The sequence below is a fragment of the Planctomonas sp. JC2975 genome (assembly GCF_012985205.1).
Lineage (GTDB): Bacteria > Actinomycetota > Actinomycetes > Actinomycetales > Microbacteriaceae > Humibacter.
The window spans coordinates 2,615,479-2,633,522 of record NZ_JABEKS010000001.1 but is presented as its reverse complement, the minus strand read 5'-3'; the positions used below and the strand labels follow the sequence as shown (position 1 = coordinate 2,633,522).

Sequence of the window (18,044 nt, the reverse complement as noted above, 5' to 3'; positions counted from 1 at the left end):
TGTCCCTTGGGATAATCAACGCTTCGTTCGGGCTCGGTTTGACCTTGCGCAGGCCACCCCGTACCGTTAATGGGTTGACCCCTGCCGTGCGAGCGGCACTTCTTCCTTCCAGGCGCCTCGGGCGATGTGTCCCACCAGGCCTGCCTCGCGAAGAGAACTCCATCGATCGAGAGACAAGTCTGATGAGCAAGAGAACGTTCCAGCCGAACAACCGCCGCCGCGCCAAGGTGCACGGCTTCCGTCTGCGCATGCGCACGCGTGCCGGTCGCGCGATCCTCGCGAACCGTCGCCGCAAGGGCCGCACCGAGCTTTCCGCGTAGCAGCTCAGTGCGGTGCTCGCCAAGACGAACCGGATCCGGAGTGGCGCTGACTATCGCCTGACGGTCCGCAAGGGTGTGCGAGTCCACGCGACTCACACGATCACGTACGTCAGGCGGGTGCCCGATCCGTCGCCGGTTCGCTTCGGCTTCATCGTGAGCAAGGCCGTCGGCGTCGCTGTTGTGCGCAACACCGTGCGTCGTCGGCTCAAAGCCGTGAGCAGAGAACTCCTACCGGATATAGCGCCCGGCCACGAGATCGTGGTCCGGGCGCTGCCAGCGTCTGCGCAGGCATCCTGGGCTACCCTGCAAGGTGAGATTCGCCGAGCCGTCGACAAAGTGGGCGCCAGATGCATGCCGTGATGACGACCCTCCTCCTTCTGCCGAGGAACGTCGCTGTGCTGATTCTGCGCGCGTACCGTGCTGTGATCTCGCCGCTGTACGGCGATGTCTGCCGCTACTACCCCTCGTGCTCGGCGTACGCGCTCGGTGCGATCCAGGAACATGGCCTGATCGTCGGAACCGGTCTGGGAGTCGTGCGCATTGCGCGCTGCCACCCGTGGGCCGCCGGCGGAGTCGACGATGTTCCCCGTAAGAAGACCCCCCGCTATTCCGTCACGCCGTTCGGGTTCGTGGTGGCACGCGGCCACGCAAAAGGATGACCGACTAACAGATGGACTTCATCTATACGATCCTCTGGCCCATCGAGTGGCTCGTGCAGCTGCTTCTGGTCGGCTGGCACCTGCTCTGGACGTCGCTCGGTCTCGATCCCAACGCCGGTCTCACCTGGGTGCTGTCCATCGTCGGGCTGACCGCGGTGATCCGTGCCGCGCTGATCCCGATCTTCGTGCGTCAGATCAAGAACCAGCGTCGCATGCTGGAGGTCGCACCGCAGCTCAAGAAAATCCAGGACAAGTACAAGGGCAAGAAGGACCAGCTCTCCCGCGAGGCGATGTCCCGCGAGACGATGGAGCTGTACAAGCGCACGGGCACGAACCCGCTGAGCTCCTGTCTCCCGTTGCTCTTGCAGATGCCGGTGTTCTTCAGCCTGTTCCACGTGCTGAACGACGCCCAGCAGGGCAAGGACAGCGTCGGTCTTCTGGCCAACTTCAACCTCCTGCATTCGTTCCAGAACGCGACCCTGCTCGGCGCACCGCTCAACGCGTCCTTCGGTTCGCAGTGGACACTCATGATGGCGGGCAAGGACTTCAGCTGGGAAGTCATGATCATCGCCGCAACGATGGTCGTGCTGATGACTGCGTCGCAGTTCCTGACCCAGCTGCAGATCGTGTCCAAGAACATGTCGCCCGAGACGAAGGCGAGCCCGCAGTTCCGTCAGCAGCGCATCCTGCTCTACTTGCTTCCCTTCGTCTTCCTGTTCTCCGGTGTCGCGTTCCCGCTGGGCGTGATGTTCTACTGGCTGACGTCCAACCTCTGGACCATGGGTCAGCAGTTCCTGGTCATTCGGAACATGCCTACCCCGGGCAGTGATGCGGAGAAGGCTCGCGAGGCGCGCCTCGCTCGTAAGGGCAAGCTGAAGACGCCCGAAGGCGCACCGATTCTCGTGGTGGACGAGATCCCTGCGAAGCCGATCACCACTCAGCGACAGCAGCCGATGGGAAAGTCCCGGGCGAAGAAGTCCAGCGGAAAGAAATAGTGAGTATGACTGACGAGGCAGCAGTGACCGGCGCGGATTCATCCGTCGAGGCCGATGCGACGACGAGCCTGGAGGCGCTGGAAGCGCAGGGCGATGCCGCAGCCGATTACATCGAGGCACTGCTGGATATCTGCGACCTGGACGGCGACATCGACATCGACGTGGAGAACGGACGTCCGTATGTCTCGGTGTCCGCCGAGGACCCCGAGGCACTGCGGACCATCAATCGTGCCGACACGGTGAACGCCCTTCAGGAGCTTGCCCGCCTTGCTGTGCAGTCCAAGACGGGCGCGTTCTCGCGGCTCATCCTCGACATCGGTGGATCACGGGACGCGCGGAAGGGCGAGCTGGCGCTCCTTGTCGACAGGGCGATCGCCCGAGTCGAAGAAGGCGCAGCCCAGGCCGCGCTCCCACCGATGTCGTCGTACGAACGCAAGATCGTTCACGACGTCGTCGCGGAGCGTGGCTTCGCGTCGCATTCGGTGGGCGAAGCATCCGATCGTCACACCGTCATCACACGCGCCTAGTTTCACGTGAAACATGACGACGAACGTCGAGCCTGAACCACCGGTCGCCGCGACGTTGTTCGGCGACCGTATTGATACGGCCAGGGCGTTCACGGATGCCCTGGCACGCCAAGGTGAAGAACGTGGATTGATCGGGCCACTGGAGCCGCCCCGGTTGTGGTCGCGTCACGTGATCAACTGTGCTCTGATGGCTCCGCTGCTGGTCAGCGGCGGCCGTGTCGGGGACGTCGGGAGTGGCGCGGGGCTTCCTGGCCTCGTGCTGGCCATCGCTCGACCGGATGTGCGCTTCGTGCTGATCGAGCCCATGGAACGCAGGGTCGCGTGGCTCCAGGAGCAGAGCAATTCACTCGGTCTCGATAACGTGGACGTCCTGCGGGCCAGGGCAGAAGACGTGCGATTGGACGGGGCACTCGATCAGGTGACCGCGCGCGCAGTCAGTGCGTTCCGCAAACTCATCCCGATCACCGCTCCCCTGGTCCGAGACGGCGGTGAGCTCGTGCTGATGAAGGGTGCGAACGCCCAAGCGGAGATCGGCGCGGCGGCGAAGGAACTACGACGTTTCCACATCCACGACGTGCGCGTGGAGATTCTCGGGACAGGCGTCGTGGACGAGGTGACCAGGATCATCCGGGCTACAGTGAGATAGCTTCCCGAGCGCCTGTGCAGTGCCGTGCGCGGGCGATCAGTTTGCAACGAAACAGCCAAGTTTCACGTGAAACATCCCGAGAACGAGAGCGCGGAGGTGCCTGCACCTGTGGACATGTCGACTCCCCTGGCGAGTGAGATCGTCGAACTCAATCGTCGCCGTCAGGCCATCGAGGAGGCGACTCTTCCGCTGCCGTCGCGCACGCGCGTGTTCACCATCTCGAACCAGAAGGGTGGAGTCGGCAAGACGACCACGGTCGTCAATCTCGCCGCGGCACTGGCTCGATCGGGCGCCCGGGTGCTCGTTGTCGACCTCGATCCGCAGGGCAACGCATCGACGGCGCTTGGCGTTGAGCATCGCGAGGGTACGCCGAGCGTCTACGACGTCGTCGTGAACGATGCCGAAATGGCGGATGTCGTACAGCAGTCCCCCGAACAGCCGGACCTCTTCTGCGTCCCGGCGACGATCGATCTCGCGGGTGCAGAGATCGAGCTGGTCTCGATGGTCGCTCGCGAACAGCGGCTGGCCCGTGCCCTCCAGACGTACCTCGACGAGATCCCGGAAGGGATCGACTACGTACTGATCGACTGCCCTCCGTCCCTCGGCTTGCTGACGATCAATGCTTTCGTGGCTGCTACCGAGGTGCTCATTCCGATCCAGTGCGAGTACTACGCGCTCGAAGGGTTGAGTCAGCTGCTGAAGAACATCTCGTTGATCGAGAAGCACCTTAATCCGAAGCTCCACGTGTCGACGATCCTGCTGACGATGTTCGATTCGCGAACGAATCTGGCACATCAAGTGGCGGATGAGGTGCGTGAGCACTTCCCGAAGCAGGTGCTCGACACGATCATTCCCCGCTCTGTGCGCATTTCAGAGGCGCCGAGCTACGGACAGACCGTCATCAGCTACGACGTGGGCTCGCCAGGCGCCCTTTCGTATCTGGAAGCCGCAGCGGAGATCGCCAAGCGCGGCGCACCGCGCTGATCGGCCGCATCAGCACCATCCATATCGCCGAGGCCGCACGCAGCGGCAGACGAGGAAACACGACACCATGGCAGCGAAGCGCACGGGTTTGGGCCGCGGAATCGGCGCGCTGATCCCCACCACGGACAGCGACACGCATCGCCCCATCGACGTCTTCTTCAGCGAGGATCACGGAACGACGCCGGTCATGACCGCGGAGTCCGACGGCCTCGTCGCCGTTCCGGGCGCGAGACTGGCCAGCCTCTCCCCCGATGACATCGTTCCCAACGCCCAGCAGCCGCGCACTGAGTTCGACCAGGAGGCGTTGGACGAGCTTGTCGCAAGCATCCGCGAGGTCGGTGTTCTGCAGCCCGTCGTCGTCCGTCCGCTGACCGGCCTTCCTGGCAAGTACGAGCTCATCATGGGCGAGCGCCGCTTGCGTGCGTCCAAGACTCTGGGGCTCGAGACGATTCCTGCTGTCGTCAAGGAAACGGCGGATGAGGACATGCTGCGCGACGCGCTGCTGGAGAACCTCCACCGATCCCAGCTGAATCCGCTCGAGGAGGCCTCGGCGTATCAGCAGCTTCTCGCCGACTTCGGCATCACGCAGGACGAGCTCGCCACCAAGATCGGACGATCGCGACCGCAGATCACGAACACCATCCGCCTTCTCAAGCTGCCGGCACCTGTGCAGCAGAGAGTCGCCGCCGGCGTTCTGACGGCGGGCCACGCCCGCGCGATCCTCGCCGCCGGTGACCCGGAGGCGATGCAGAAGATCGCGGACAAGATCGTGAACGAGGACCTCTCGGTGCGAGCCGCCGAGGCTCTCGTGAGCCCGTCTGCCAAGCCCGCGAAGCCCCGACCGGCCGCCGGCAAGCGCCAAGGCCACCTTAATGAAGTCGCCGATCGCCTCGGTGACCGCTTGAACACGCGAGTGAAGGTGACGCTCGGCGCACGCAAGGGTCAGGTCACCATCGAGTTCGCCTCGGTGCAGGACCTCAACCGCATCCTCGGCGAAATCGGTGAGGGGCCGTACGCGGGCTGAGGCTTCCCGTGCTCGACTCGGCTGGCTCGTTGCGGTACCTGAGCGGAGCGCAAGCAGGTGCGGAGCGACTGCGCCTAAGGATTCTTCAGACGATCCGGACGTCGTTTTGCGAGCTCGGATCAACATGCGACGCGGGCGGCGTGGGTCGGGCGGAATTGCGTGGGTCGGCCACGCAAGCGCAGGCTCGGGCTGCCTGTTCGCCACTCAGCTGAGGCGCCAGCGGACAGGGGCTTCGGACTCCCGTGCGACAGGCCGCACGGGAGGCGGCACCCGGTCGTAAGGTTCGGTTGCCGGCGGACGATGACATTCCGTCCGTGGCATGCGTCGTTGAACCGGAGCTCAGAGCCTGAAGGGTCGGGCGCGGGTCCCGGAGCCCTTTCCACGGACGCGCGCATTCGGATCTTCAGCAGCTGGCGTCGGATTGATGCTGGAGCCGTCCGTTCGTACCAGCCAGAACGTGGCAACCGGTCCGATGTTTCACGTGAAACCTCGCGGCGTGAGCGTGACCGAGAGCTCATGGCGGCGAGTGGTCGAGCATCATGTGAGTGTTCCGCCTGCCCACCGTCACACCGCTGATGCAGTTGGGTTGGGGTATCGGCGAACGATCAGGGATCGTATCGACGACGGGCGAAATGTAGCGCGCCGGTCGCTCGCGGCTGGGTACTTAGGCGCTGCACGTGTCGGTATCGACGGGTGCCGTGGCCCGATGCTCTCGGAATACACGCTCGTGACGAGCAGAGCAGAACCCTCGTCTTCGGTGTGAGGCACTGGATCGCGAAGTCTTGGAAGCAGAAGCGTTCCGGCTCTAGTATTCCCTCAGCGGCGGTGTTTCACGTGAAACATCCCGGGAGTTATCTCCTTCTGTGTCAGGTGCAACCGACTGGCGGTCCGGTCTGTGCTCGAGCGACTATTCCATAGGATGTGCGCGAAGGCGGCATTGCGCCCCTGATGGTACGTGCGGGTCCTGCGACTGAACCGACGCTCCCCCGCTGCTGCGCTCGTTGCGGAGATGTCGATGTCGAGGGAGCGATCTGGCGGGCGCACGCGGGTTCGAAACGGTCGGATCCTGACGGTCGACGTCGAGAGGGATCGGTACGTGGCGCATGGCGACTGCTGGCAGTATCGTGCCATGACTGATCTCCGTGACCGACTCCGTTCACTCCCCACGCTCGTCGGCTCGCCAGCCCGATGGGATCTTGCCGAGGCGCCCTGTGAACCACGGTCATTGTTCGTCGAGTGGCTCGGGTACGCGATCGACGCAGGCGTTCCGGAACCCCATGCCGCGACGCTGTCGACGGTTGATGGTGCTGGTCATCCGGACGCGCGCGTGCTGATTCTCAAGGACGTGACCGCCGAGGGATCGTTCGAGATCGCCACCAGTGCGGAGTCGGCCAAAGGACGGCAGCTCGAGGCGAATCCGTGGTGTGCATTGACGTTCTATTGGACCGCGTTGGCTCGCGCCGTCCGGATTCGCGGCGAAGCGACCCGTGGATCGGCGGAAGACTCCGCTCGGGATTTCTTGGCGCGGCATCCGGATGCACGAGCCCTCGTTCTCGCACACAGGCAGAGCGAACCCGTGGTGGACGAATCAGCGCTGGCTTCCAGCGTGGACGAGGCTCGCGTCGCGATCGATGCCGACCCGCTGCTCGTCTCTGCCGACTGGTCCGTGTGGCGCATCGAGCCGGCGTCGATCGAGTTCTGGCAGGGATCCCCGAGCCGGGACCACATCCGCCTGCGCTACGACCGAACCGGCGACTCGTGGGTGAAGCAGCGGCTGCAGTCCTGATCCGAGGCGCGTGGCTCAGGGCAAACGTTTGCGAGACGGGGGTCACTGAGCCATCGCGCGACGCGTCTGTGGCTTCTGCGTCTGATTGTTCTCGCGCTCGCTCACGTGCCCGAGCTCGTTCTCGCGCTCGTTCTCGCGCGCAGGTTCGCGCTCGCAGGTTCGCGCTCGCGCTCTGCCTCGGGTTCGCGCTCGCGCTCGCGCTCGTATAGCGCTCACCCCCTTTCTCCCGCGCTCGTTCAACGCTCGCGCAAATGTTCGTTTTCGCGGGGCGCCGTCGTTCTCAAGCTGGTTTTCGCGGTCGATCTCGCGCTGGCTCAGGCGGTCCAACCAGGGATGGTTGGTGGTCGACTGTCCTCAGGGATCGGTGCTCGGCGATGCGGCAGCAGTGATGCAGGGCGTCCAGTGCGGATGTTTCACGTGAAACAGTGCGCTTGGTGACACTGACGAGATCTCGATGATTTCGCACCGCCCGGTCTCACGGCGGATACCCTCGCACCGTCAAGTGATCGCTTCCATCCTCGATACGTAGGTATGTGGGCTGTTGACTGTCGAGCGGTGATCCGATGGTCTCGGAGGGCGTCGGATGATCTCGCAACCGGTCACTGCAGGACGGTACTCCGTTCACTCGTTCATGTTTCACGTGAAACCAACTGTGGCTGACAGACCGAATCGCTCGGGTGGACGTGAGAAATAGAGGGAACCGACCTTGGTGGATGGGACTTCGGACATCCAGCCATGCGGGCGGCGCTTGAATCGTGGACTGGGCGCGCATCCGCCGCATCACCGTGTTTTCACGTGAAACCAACTGCGGCTGACAAATCGAATGGGCTCGGGTCGACGTGCCACACAGCGGGCACCGACGTTGGCGGGCAGGACATCTGAGCACCCGCCATGCGGCGCTTGACTCGCGGGTTCGCCGGGCATTCACCGCATCACCGCGTTTCACGTGAAACATCGCAGGCGACAAACAGCTTGAACTGAGGAGCAGTCCGGCTTGGAACGCGAGCCCACGAGGGTGATCCATGGACGTGGATCGGGCCTTAGGGCACGAGCGTGGTCCGCTTCTGTCGCGCCCACTGGAACCGGCGTCGGATTACCGCGTTTCAGGTGAAACATCGGAGACGCAACGAGCAGGCTGAACTGAACAGTCCGACTTGGACGCGAGCCCGCAGGGCGATCCTTGGGAGCGGATTGGATCGGGTCCTAGGGCGCAAGCGAGTTTCGCTTGCGTGATGCGCCCAGCGGGACCGGTGCCGGATCACCGTGTTTCACGTGAAACGTTGCTGTTCCTGTTGCACTACGCGGACTGGTGCACCGTGCAAACTCGGAAACCGAGGACGACACACGCCGTCGAGTGACGGAATGCCAGACGCCGCGGACGCAGCGGGGAGCAAGCCCGCGTCGCGGGCTCGGCAGCTACCTAGCCAGGCTCAACCCGTCGCGAATCGCCTGCTCGGCCAAGCCCGCGTACACGGCACCGAGGTCGAATCCGGCGGCCTCGATCGCCAGAGGGACGAGCGAGGTCTCCGTAAGACCCGGCAGGACGTTCGCCTCCAGGAACCATGGCGCTCCGGAAGGATCCACGATCAGGTCGATGCGCGAGAGGTGGCGGAGGCCGAGGGCCTCGTGCGCGGCGATGGCGACATCTGCGACGCGCGAGGTGGCGGCATCCGTGAGTCTGGCTGGCGTGAAGAAACTGGTCTCCCCCGCGTTGTACCTGGCCTCGAAGCTGTACACGCCGTTGCGCGGCACGATCTCGACGGCGGGAAGTGCGATGGGACCGGCGCCGGTGTCCAGAACCGTGACGGCGACCTCGATCCCCGTCACGCGCCGCTCGATCAACGCGACGTCGTTGTACGTGTAGGCGTTGACAAGGGCGCGCGGCAGATCGGCGATGTCATCCACGTAGGTCACACCCTGAGCGGATCCGCCTTCGGCCGGCTTGACGACGAGCGGGGGTGTGAGCGCGTCGCCGAGTGCCTCGAGCACGCTGACGGCGCCGAGCTCGCGGAACGTCTCGGTCGGAATCGTGACGGATGCCGGGGTATCGACGCCTGCCCGGCTCACGACCGTCTTGGCAACGGGCTTGAGCCAGGCGAGACGGGCGGATTCCGCATCCGCGCCGACGAACGGCACGCCGGCCGCCGTGAGGAGGGCCCGGAGTGCACCGTTCTCGCCGCTCGCTCCGTGGAGAGCGGGCCACACCACATCGGGATTCACGTCGCGGATGCTCGCAAGGAGCGTCGCGTCCGGCTCACGCACTGTCACCTTGTGACCGTGCGCGGCGAGCCCGTCCGCGACCCGCCTGCCGGATCGCAGCGAGACGTCTCGTTCGTGGGAAATGCCGCCGGCGAGCACGAGCACGTTGAGGCGTTCGAAGTCAGTCATGGTGCAGCCCTTCTCCGGTAGGAGTCAGCGAAGGTCGGACGGAGGGAACGTGTTGGCCGTCGCGCGTTCCGCACGGAGCTGTCCCGATCCCTTGAAGGTGTCGAGCAGGTCGAGCTCACCGTTGATGACGTTGGCCAGCCTGCGAACACCGACCCGGATGGACGCGGGAGTCGGGTAACAGAACGAAAGCCGGATGTTCTGCGCGCCGTCGCCGTTCGCGTAGAACGCCGTGCCGGGCGTATAGGCGACGAGTTCCGTCACCGCGCGCGGCAGCATCGCCTTGGAATCCAGCGGCTCGGGCAACGTGAGCCACACATAGAATCCGCCGTTCGGGTCTGTCCACGAGAGATCGGGAAGGTACTCCTCCAGTGCGGAGATCATCGCCTGTTTCCGCTCGCGGTAGACACCCCTGAAGGTGTCGATCTGGCCGCGCCAATCCGCGTCACTGAGGTACTGGGAGACGACCAGCTGAGTGAACGAGCTCGGGCTGAGCACGGCGGCCTCGTTGGCGAGGATGAGCTTCTCGCGGATGGCATGCGGCGCGAGCGCCCATCCGACGCGCAGCCCGGGGGCGAGAGTCTTGGAGAACGTACCGAGGTACACGACGCCGTCCTCGTCGATCGAACGCATCGCCGCCGGCGGCTTCTGATCGAAGTAGAGCAGTCCGTACGGATTGTCTTCGAGTACCAAGATGTCGTTCTCGCGGCAGATCTCGAGGATCTCCAGCCTGCGCTCCCAAGTGAGCGTCACCCCGGCCGGGTTGTGGAAGGTGGGGATCGTGTAGAGGAACTTGATGCTGCGTCCCACCGCACGGGCATTCGCGATGTGCTCGCGGAGCGCCTCGGGGATCAGGCCGTATTCGTCCATGGGCACATGGTCGACATCCGCCTGATACGACTTGAAGATGACGAGAGCCGTCACGTAGCTCGGTCCCTCGGCGAGCACCAAGTCGCCCGGGTCGATGAACAGCTTCGAAAACAGCTCGAGAGCGTGCTGTGATCCCGTCGTGATGATGACATCGTCGGCGCTTGCGCTGATCCCCTCGAGCGCCATCACCTCGGTGATCTGCTCACGGAGCAGCGGAACGCCTTGACCCGATCCGTACTGCAGGGCGACGGGGCCCTGCTCGCGCATGACGCGTTCCATCGCCCCGACGACGAGATCCTCGGGAAGAGCGGAGACATACGGCATGCCGCCCGCCAGCGAGACCACTTCGGGCCTCGAGGCGACGGCGAACAGAGCTCGAACCTCACTGGCGGCCAGGCCGGCCGTGCGCTGCGCGTAGTGCGAGTACCAGGGGTCGAGGTTGTTGCCTGCGCTGCGCAGGCTGCCGTTTTCAATCACGTGTCATTCCGTTCTGGGCGTGGATTCCATGGTAGGGGATGCCTGTCCGCGAACTTGCTGGGGTTCGAGGTGCGGGTGGTGACCGGTAGCCGCCGGTTGAACTCGTCGAAGCGAGCGTCTTCAAGTCGCTGGCTTCGACGGGCTCGACGAGCGGTACTGTGCGGCCGATGATCCGCGAGAGGGCCGGAGATAGAAAACGCCCGCCCGGCGTATGCCGGGCGGGCGTGCGAGCCTGCGACCGACTACGAGATGTAGGCGGCCAGGTCGGCTTCGAGGGCGGGCTTCGGCTTGGCGCCGATGACGGTCTTGACGACCTCTCCGCCCTGGTAGACCTTCAGTGCCGGGATCGACGTGATCTGGTACTTGAAAGCGGTCTGCGGGTTCTCGTCGACGTTCAGCTTGACGATCTCGATCTTGTCGCCGTGCTCAGCGGCGATCTGGTCGAGGATCGGCGCGACCGCGCGACACGGACCGCACCACTCGGCCCAGAAGTCGACCAGGATGGTCTTCTCGCTGTCGAGGACGTCCTGCTGAAACGAGGCGTCGGTGACGGACTTGGCGGTGGACATTGTTCTCCTTCTATAGGGTCTGGATTCGGGAAGCCGCTGCGCGGCATCCGAAGAGTCAGTTCGCGAGGGTCAGCGCCTCGTGTTCGGCCTGCTCGAGGGCGGCCAGGTAATGCTCGGCGTCCAGGGCGGCGACGGTTCCGCTCGCTGCGGCGGTGACGGCCTGACGGTAGGTCGGATCGACAACGTCGCCCGCGGCGAAAACACCCTCGAGGTTGGTCTTCGAGCTACGACCGGCGACGGCGATGGTCCCTTCGCCGGTGAGATCGAGCTGGCCGTGCACCAAGTGCGTGCGAGGGTCGTTGCCGATGGCGACGAAGAGTCCGTCGAGGGGCAGCACACGCTGCTCCCCCGTGACCGTGTCGCGCAGCGTCACGCCGTCGACAGCGCCGTCACCGTTGATCGAGACGACCTCGCTGTTCCAAACGAACTCGATCTTGTCGTTCTCGAACGCGCGATCCTGCATGATCTTGGATGCACGCAGTTGGTCGCGGCGGTGGATCACGTAGACCTTCGACGCGAAGCGTGTGAGGAACGTGGCCTCCTCGACGGCTGAGTCTCCTCCGCCGACGACCGCGATGGTCTTCTCGCGGAAGAAGAATCCGTCGCACGTCGCGCACCACGACAGGCCGTGACCGGAGAGGTGCTCCTCCTCGGGAAGCCCGAGCTTGCGGTACGCGGATCCGGTCGCGAAGATCACCGTCTTGGCCTCGAACGTCTCGCCGCTTCCGACGGTGACCTTCTTGATCTCCTCGGAGAGCTCGAGCGATACGACGTCGTCGTACAGCACCTCGGCGCCGAACTTCTCGGCTTGCACCTGCAGCTTCGCCATCAGGTCGGGTCCCATGATGCCGTCTGGGAATCCCGGGAAGTTCTCCACCTCTGTGGTGTTCATCAACTCACCGCCCGCCTCGACGGAACTGGCGATGACGAGCGGCTCCAGATTGGCGCGGGCCGCGTAGATTGCCGCGGTGTAACCGGCAGGGCCGGAACCGATGATGATGATCTGCCGCACGTGCTCTCCTCGTTGTACTGCGCCGGGAGCAACCGCCTGAGACGGTTCACCCTCTGCGTGCCAGCGTCAGACTCACTGGTCCAGCGCTTGCTACGTGTGAAACACAGTGTAGGCGGATGCTATTCCGCGCCCCCTGAGGCACCCCCGCGCCCAGAAGGTGCTCCGCTCACGAACGCCCAGAACGTCGCGGAAGGCGGCCCTGGACCATGGCCCAGGCGGCACCGAACTCCTGGGTTCGGAGCAGCCGCAGCATTCCTGCGTAGACGGCGAGCATGACCACGCCCACGGCGGCGATCGAGAGCACAGAGGTGATGATGCCGTGGACAGCGAACCCGCTCGTGTATCCGCCCAGGAGGAAGAGCACGAGGAAGCCTGCCCCGCCAGCGACGAGTGCCGAAAGAAGGAATCGCCACAGACCCCGGAAGATTCGGCGCCCATCGAAGCCACGCACGCGCCTACGCAATAGGAAGGCGGCGATGATCGCCTGCACGGTTCCTGCGGCGGAGACCGCGAAGGCGATGGACATCGCGCGATACTGCGGATCGGCCAACAGGCAGAGCAGCACGCCGGCGATGACGACGACGACCTGGGCGAGTGTGAAGAGGAACGGCGTACGGGTGTCGCCAAGGGAGTAGAAGGCTCGCTGGATGACGAAAAGGATGCAGAACGGCACGAGACCGGCCGCGTATCCAATCAGCACGTTGCCCATTTGGCTGTAATCCTCAGTGAAGACGCGTGCGATCGGATACGCGGCAACGATGATCGCGACCGAGAAAAAGCTGATCAGAGCCGAAATCGAACGTGTTGCCGTTGAGAAGTCGGTACGGAACGAGGTGATGTCGCCCTCGCGAGCGTGCTCAGCCATCCGTGTGTAGAAGGCGGTGACGATGGACACCGCGATGATCGAGTGCGGCAGCATGAAAATGAGCCAGGACTGCGTCATCGCTGCGACGGACGCGAAGTGGTTGCTGTCACCGACGGTGTTGGCGACGTTCGTTTCGATGACAGCCGCCAGCTGGGTGAGCAGCAGCATGGCGAACGTCCAGCCCGCGGCCTTGCCGGCGGTGCCAAGGTCGACTCCGCGCCACTTGAAGTCGAAGCGGAACTTCAGTCCGACCTTCCGCCAGAAGAAGAACAGCACGAGCGCTTGCACCGCAATGCCAAGCGTGGCGCCACCGCCGAGCAGCGCGATCATGCCTGGCGTCCAAGCCGTGGCGTGCGGCCGCGGGTGCTGCGCCTGGGTGCCGAAGACGAGGATGAACACGAGCAGCATTGCGATGCTCACGACGTTGTTGAAGACCGGCGCCCAGGTGAACGGACCGAACGATTTGCGTGCGTTCAGCACCTCACCGAGAAGCGTGTAGAGACCGAGGAAGAAGATCTGCGGCAGTGACCAGTAGGCGAAGGCCGTGACCAGGCCCGCGAAGTCTCCGCGGGCGCCGAACAGCTGCGCAAGCCATGGCGCCATCAGAGTGGCGACGATCGCGACTCCGGCGAAGATGAGTATCCCGAGCGTCACCAGCTTGTTGATGTAGGCCTTGCCGCCATCCGCATGCACCGATGCACGCACGATCTGCGGCACAAGGATGGCGGACAGGAGGCCCTGCGCGATGATCGCGTAGATGCTGTTCGGCACTTGGGTGGCGGTGCCGTAAGCATTCGCACCCACGGCGATGACGCCGATCGCCTGGATCAGCACCCAGGAGCGCACGAACCCGAGTACGCGGGACACCATCGTCCCCGAGGCGAGCATCGCGCTCGCGCGGCCGACGCTAGCCACGCGGCGTTCCGTCTCCGGTGCCGACGGCGGATTCTCCGGATCCGGCGTCCTGTGGCGCAGCGTCCTGGCTTCCGGCTGCGCTGCTTCCGGGCGAGTCGCCCGCGGATCCGTCGGAGGAAGGTTCTGCGGTGACTGCATCTGCGTCGGGGGTTCCTTCCGGATCGTGGGCGGGGTCATCCGTCGCCGTGGTTCCGTCGGAGAGCGGTTCGCTGTCGCCGGCATCGGCCGGCTTGCCGCGCGACCTCACCCGGCGCACGATGCTGCGGGTCAGTCCGAAACCGAAGAACAGCACGACGGCGATGCCGAGGATCAGCGCACCGAGGCCCTCCCAGTCGGCATGGACCTCGATGGATGACGTCTGCGGCGACCCGATCGGCAGCCCGGTCGGACTGTAGAGCTGCAGGCCGAGCTTGACGCTGCCGTTCCCGAGTCGCGCCTTGACCGGCACCAGGACTTTCGCGCTGCCCGCGACGGTGCTGCTGGTGGCAGCGGGAATCGTCTTGGCCGTGTCGGATTCGACGTCGAGGCGCCCGTTCGACGGCGTTGCCGTGAGCACGATGTTCACCGGCAGGCTGAACTTGTTCGTGACCGTGACGGGGATCAGGCTCTGCGCGCTCGCCACCGTGATCTTGCCCGTCGGCTCGATCTGGACGGATGCGACGGTGTCACTCGCCTGTTTCTGGAACTCCGCGACGGCCGCACCCCAGTTGTTGTCCGGCTGGCGCCATCCGACGCCGAGCAGCGACAGGAGCTGGTTGCGAGTGCGGCCGGTGAGCACCGTGGGATCCGTGAGCACGGTGGAGAAGGCATCCAGGCGGCCGGCGGCGCTGCTGAGAGTCTGCACGCCGGCGGTGCGGGTGCCGTCTTGCGTGACATCCGTGAGCTCGAGTCCGTCGCTCGCCGGAGCCGCGAGCGCGTCATGCAGCGATGAGGTGGTCACCCAGGGCAGCGAGAAGACGGACGACAGAGCGCGAGTCGTGTCGGCGGCGTTCGTCGGCCAGTCCCGATCGAGTCCGGCCAGGATGACGCCGCCGCTGTTGTGCTCGCCGATCTCGGCCAGCTGCGCGGACACGGACGCGAGGGCTGCGTTCTGCTCGTCCGTGGTGGCGGCCGAGACCACGGCCCGCAACGCAGTGCTCACGCCCTGGTCGGTGACGAGTGCAGTGCCGCCCTTGACCGGCAGCGGTGCGTTCGGCGTGGTAGAGAGCGACGTCTGGTTGGTGTTGGATCCCGAGATGATCGTCGACTGGTATCCGCTCTTCGCCAGCGCCTCGACGTCGCTGGTGCGCAGGCTGGCGTCCGCCGGCCATGCGATTCCGCTGTACGTGTACGGCCAGGACAGGAGTTGCGCGGTCGTCGGCACGTTCGACGTCGGCTGCGTGGCTGTCGGCGTGGGGGTCACGAACGGGTTCGTGCCGGTCGTCGGAGTGGGTTGCGGCGTCTCGCCCACCTCGAGCGGCGCGGGGAAGTTCCTCGGATCCATGGCATAGCCGAACGACGTCGGGCTGAGCAGCGAGGTGATGCCGGATTGGAGCTGGCTGGCGACATCCGCATCGCCGTATTGCAGCGGGAACGAGTCGTTGCTCAGCGTGTTGTCGAGCTCGTTGAGCCAGTTCTGCGCGCTGGCCGGCGCGGAACTGCCGTACACCCGGATGGACGCGATGATCATCGGGTCGATCGCGATGGCGATCGAGGGATGATCCCTCGCGACCTCGAGCTGACGGGTGAGCAGGCCGTCGGGCGCCGTATAGGTCGCCAGATCGTCAGCAGCGATGAGGCCGGATGAGGTGGGCGGCACCGTGATGGGCATCGCGATGGCGAGTCCGACCGATTGCTGCACGCCGTCTCCGACGTAGGCGAGGGTGGAGTAACCGGTGCCGACGGTTCCGCCCGAGGACGTCACCGTCGCCTGCAGTCCGTAGACGGCCGTGGGTCCGCTCAACCCGACGGCAGCGGCCGGGATCGTGACCGTGGCGACGCGTTGGTTGGTGCCGGCCGTAACCCCCTGAGTCGGTGTCGTCGCGATGACCCTGGTCGAGGCGTGGTCGCCGTCCGGCTTGAGCCAGGCGTTCAGCGAGTCCCTCGTGGCCAGCGGCTTCTCGGTCAGGGAGATCGTCGCGGTGCCCGGTCCGACCACATTCGACGACGAGTTGCCGATGCTGACGGTGACGGTCACGGACTCGCCGGACGATTCCGTGCCGGCGTTGCCGGCGTACAAGGAGACCGCGGCGGCACCGGCGTCGGAGTTCAGCGCGGTCGCAGCATGGGCCGGCTGAGCGGCCGTCGGCGCGAGCGCCGTCAGCACGACGGCCGCGCACGCCATCCACAGCGCGCTCCGGCGGAATCCCCGGGGTCTGCGACTCAGCCGCATGCGGCAGCGCAGGGTTCGACGGGGAGCATGACGGCAATTGTACGGGGACGAAGGCGACCGAATCCGGGGAAGGAGCGGCGGATGCCGCGGGCTCACAAGCATCTGTTACCTACCTTGCAGCGAGCATCGGTTTCTCCGGTATCGGCCCTACCGGTGATGGGCCGCCGGATGCGCTTCCGGCCGCCGGTAGACTGGCGACCACTATGCAGAGCGTCGCCGAGTCCCTCGCGCGCCTGCGCGAAACAGCGGAGTCCCGTACCGTCTCGCGCCTCGCCACGGCGTTCGCCGAGGCGGGCCATGAGCTGGCCCTCGTCGGCGGACCGGTGCGCGACGCCCTGCTCGGCCGTGACGTGCACGACCTCGACTTCACGACGGATGCACGCCCGGAGCGCACGATCGAGATCGTGAAGCCGTTGGCGGATGCCTGGTGGGACATCGGCCGCCAGTTCGGCACGATCGGGGCCCGAATCGGCGACGACACCGTGGAGATCACGACCTATCGGGCGGACAGCTACGACGGGTCGACGCGGAAGCCGGAAGTGGAGTTCGGGGACAGCCTCGATGGCGATCTGATCCGTCGCGACTTCACAGTGAACGCACTCGCGCTTCGTGTGCCGGAGGTCGTGCTCGTCGATCCGTCCGACGGCGTCGACGATCTCGTCGCGCATATGCTCCGCACGCCGATCACGCCCGAGATCTCCTTCGGTGACGATCCGCTGCGCATGCTGCGGGCGGCGCGCTTCGCATCCCAGCTCGGATTCGCCGTCAGTGACGACACCGTCGCAGCGATGACGGCCATGGCGGACCGCATCGAGATCATCAGTGCCGAGCGGATCCGCGACGAGCTCGTGAAGCTGCTCGCCAGCGACGACCCGCGGCCCGGGCTCGAGTTGCTCGTCGAGACCGGGCTGGCCGAGCGGGTTCTGCCCGAGCTGCCTGCGCTGCGCCTGGAGATCGATGAGCACCACCACCACAAGGACGTCTACCGGCACACGCTCACCGTGCTCGACCAGGCGATCGGGTACGAGCGGGAGCGGCATCCGGGTGAGGCGCCCGACGTGGTGCTGCGCCTCGCCGCCCTGCTGCACGACATCGGCAAGCCGGCAACACGGCGACTCGAGGCCGCCGGTGTGGTGAGTTTCCACCACCACGATGTCGTCGGCGCCAAGCTGGCCCGCAAGCGGCTGCGCGCCCTCCGCTTCGACAACGACACCGTGGACGCCGTCGCCCGCCTCATCGAGCTGCACCTGCGCTTCTTCGGCTACGCCGACGGCGCCTGGACCGATTCCGCTGTTCGCCGCTACGTGCGGGATGCCGGCGACCAGCTCGAGCGCCTGCACGAGCTGACCCGCGCCGACGTCACCACCCGCAACCGCCGCAAGGCCGATCGTCTTGGCTTCGCCTACGACGATCTCGAGACGCGCATCGCCGAGCTCAAGGAGCAGGAGGAGCTGGATGCCGTGCGTCCGGACCTCGACGGCACAGCGGTCATGCAGATACTCGGACTGAAGCCGGGACCCGAGGTCGGCAAGGCCATGAAGTTCCTGCTCGACCTGCGGCTGGACGAGGGTCCGCTGCCGCACGACGAGGTGGAACGCCGGCTCCGCGAGTGGTGGGCCGGGCAGTCACCGGCATAGTC

General features: G+C 65.5%; 16 protein-coding genes. 10 read left to right on the top strand and 6 right to left on the bottom strand.

Annotated elements, in window-relative coordinates:
* The first annotated feature begins 182 nt into the window (after positions 1 to 182).
* The 9 genes from rpmH to HII28_RS11980 all read left to right on the top strand — a co-directional run bounded on the left by rpmH (position 183) and on the right by HII28_RS11980 (position 6,941).
* The gene (gene rpmH, locus HII28_RS12020; RefSeq protein WP_026940492.1) at positions 183 to 320 is read left to right on the top strand and encodes a 50S ribosomal protein L34; all 138 of its coding nucleotides are present in this window, start codon (positions 183 to 185) and stop codon (positions 318 to 320) included.
* 12 nt (positions 321 to 332) lie between these two features.
* On the top strand, positions 333 to 680 hold the full coding sequence (gene rnpA / locus HII28_RS12015) for a ribonuclease P protein component (protein WP_170025606.1): 348 nt from the start codon (positions 333 to 335) through the stop codon (positions 678 to 680).
* On the top strand, positions 680 to 979 hold the full coding sequence (gene yidD / locus HII28_RS12010) for a membrane protein insertion efficiency factor YidD (RefSeq protein WP_240977341.1): 300 nt from the start codon (positions 680 to 682) through the stop codon (positions 977 to 979). Before rnpA ends, yidD begins: the two co-directional genes overlap by 1 nt.
* Before the next feature lie 11 nt (positions 980 to 990).
* The gene (yidC, locus tag HII28_RS12005; protein WP_170025604.1) at positions 991 to 1,974 is read left to right on the top strand and encodes a membrane protein insertase YidC; all 984 of its coding nucleotides are present in this window, start codon (positions 991 to 993) and stop codon (positions 1,972 to 1,974) included.
* Positions 1,975 to 1,979: 5 nt separating this feature from the next.
* Positions 1,980 to 2,501 carry a R3H domain-containing nucleic acid-binding protein gene (locus tag HII28_RS12000; protein ID WP_170025603.1) on the top strand — a complete coding sequence of 174 codons (522 nt, stop codon included), beginning with the start codon at positions 1,980 to 1,982 and terminating at the stop codon, positions 2,499 to 2,501.
* 13 nt (positions 2,502 to 2,514) lie between these two features.
* A complete protein-coding gene (gene rsmG, locus HII28_RS11995; RefSeq protein ID WP_170025602.1) occupies positions 2,515 to 3,147 on the top strand; it encodes a 16S rRNA (guanine(527)-N(7))-methyltransferase RsmG in 633 nt (210 codons plus the stop codon).
* Between the two features lie 114 nt (positions 3,148 to 3,261).
* Entirely contained in the window at positions 3,262 to 4,131 is an 870-nt protein-coding gene (locus tag HII28_RS11990; RefSeq protein ID WP_170025601.1) for a ParA family protein, read from the top strand.
* A gap of 67 nt (positions 4,132 to 4,198) precedes the next feature.
* Positions 4,199 to 5,155 (top strand): ParB/RepB/Spo0J family partition protein, encoded by a 957-nt coding sequence (locus HII28_RS11985; protein WP_170025600.1) that lies wholly within the window; start codon positions 4,199 to 4,201, stop codon positions 5,153 to 5,155.
* 1,129 nt (positions 5,156 to 6,284) lie between these two features.
* Entirely contained in the window at positions 6,285 to 6,941 is a 657-nt protein-coding gene (locus HII28_RS11980; protein ID WP_170025599.1) for a pyridoxal 5'-phosphate synthase, read from the top strand.
* A gap of 1,416 nt (positions 6,942 to 8,357) precedes the next feature.
* Here the strand turns inward: HII28_RS11980 and HII28_RS11975 are convergent.
* From HII28_RS11975 to HII28_RS11950, 6 genes are all read right to left on the bottom strand, one after another.
* Positions 8,358 to 9,329 carry a D-alanine--D-alanine ligase gene (locus tag HII28_RS11975; RefSeq protein ID WP_170025598.1) on the bottom strand — a complete coding sequence of 324 codons (972 nt, stop codon included), beginning with the start codon at positions 9,327 to 9,329 and terminating at the stop codon, positions 8,358 to 8,360.
* A gap of 24 nt (positions 9,330 to 9,353) precedes the next feature.
* A complete protein-coding gene (locus tag HII28_RS11970) occupies positions 9,354 to 10,673 on the bottom strand; it encodes a PLP-dependent aminotransferase family protein (protein ID WP_170025597.1) in 1,320 nt (439 codons plus the stop codon).
* A gap of 242 nt (positions 10,674 to 10,915) precedes the next feature.
* Entirely contained in the window at positions 10,916 to 11,242 is a 327-nt protein-coding gene (gene trxA, locus HII28_RS11965; RefSeq protein WP_170025596.1) for a thioredoxin, read from the bottom strand.
* 55 nt (positions 11,243 to 11,297) lie between these two features.
* On the bottom strand, positions 11,298 to 12,254 hold the full coding sequence (trxB, locus tag HII28_RS11960; protein ID WP_170025595.1) for a thioredoxin-disulfide reductase: 957 nt from the start codon (positions 12,252 to 12,254) through the stop codon (positions 11,298 to 11,300).
* 166 nt (positions 12,255 to 12,420) lie between these two features.
* Positions 12,421 to 14,034, bottom strand: coding sequence for a murein biosynthesis integral membrane protein MurJ (murJ, locus tag HII28_RS11955; RefSeq protein ID WP_170025594.1), 1,614 nt, complete (start codon positions 14,032 to 14,034; stop codon positions 12,421 to 12,423).
* Positions 14,027 to 16,357: a DUF6049 family protein gene (locus tag HII28_RS11950; protein ID WP_170025593.1), complete on the bottom strand. Its 2,331-nt coding sequence runs from the start codon at positions 16,355 to 16,357 to the stop codon at positions 14,027 to 14,029. Before HII28_RS11950 ends, murJ begins: the two co-directional genes overlap by 8 nt.
* 251 nt (positions 16,358 to 16,608) lie before the next feature.
* On the opposite strand from HII28_RS11950, the gene HII28_RS11945 reads away from it, so the two are divergent.
* Positions 16,609 to 18,042: a CCA tRNA nucleotidyltransferase gene (locus tag HII28_RS11945; protein ID WP_170025592.1), complete on the top strand. Its 1,434-nt coding sequence runs from the start codon at positions 16,609 to 16,611 to the stop codon at positions 18,040 to 18,042.
* Positions 18,043 to 18,044 lie beyond the last annotated feature (2 nt).

What these genes read in the sequence shown, in the direction of transcription:
- rpmH (WP_026940492.1), top strand. Translation starts at nt 183, where the DNA reads ATGAGCAAGAGAACGTTCCAGCCGAACAACCGCCGCCGCGCCAAGGTG.
- yidD (WP_240977341.1), top strand. Translation starts at nt 680, where the DNA reads ATGACGACCCTCCTCCTTCTGCCGAGGAACGTCGCTGTGCTGATTCTG.
- yidC (WP_170025604.1), top strand. Translation starts at nt 991, where the DNA reads ATGGACTTCATCTATACGATCCTCTGGCCCATCGAGTGGCTCGTGCAG.
- HII28_RS12000 (WP_170025603.1), top strand. Translation starts at nt 1,980, where the DNA reads ATGACTGACGAGGCAGCAGTGACCGGCGCGGATTCATCCGTCGAGGCC.
- rsmG (WP_170025602.1), top strand. Translation starts at nt 2,515, where the DNA reads ATGACGACGAACGTCGAGCCTGAACCACCGGTCGCCGCGACGTTGTTC.
- HII28_RS11990 (WP_170025601.1), top strand. Translation starts at nt 3,262, where the DNA reads ATGTCGACTCCCCTGGCGAGTGAGATCGTCGAACTCAATCGTCGCCGT.
- HII28_RS11985 (WP_170025600.1), top strand. Translation starts at nt 4,199, where the DNA reads ATGGCAGCGAAGCGCACGGGTTTGGGCCGCGGAATCGGCGCGCTGATC.
- HII28_RS11980 (WP_170025599.1), top strand. Translation starts at nt 6,285, where the DNA reads ATGACTGATCTCCGTGACCGACTCCGTTCACTCCCCACGCTCGTCGGC.
- HII28_RS11975 (WP_170025598.1), bottom strand. Translation starts at nt 9,329, where the DNA reads ATGACTGACTTCGAACGCCTCAACGTGCTCGTGCTCGCCGGCGGCATT.
- trxA (WP_170025596.1), bottom strand. Translation starts at nt 11,242, where the DNA reads ATGTCCACCGCCAAGTCCGTCACCGACGCCTCGTTTCAGCAGGACGTC.
- HII28_RS11950 (WP_170025593.1), bottom strand. Translation starts at nt 16,357, where the DNA reads ATGGCGTGCGCGGCCGTCGTGCTGACGGCGCTCGCGCCGACGGCCGCT.
- HII28_RS11945 (WP_170025592.1), top strand. Translation starts at nt 16,609, where the DNA reads ATGCAGAGCGTCGCCGAGTCCCTCGCGCGCCTGCGCGAAACAGCGGAG.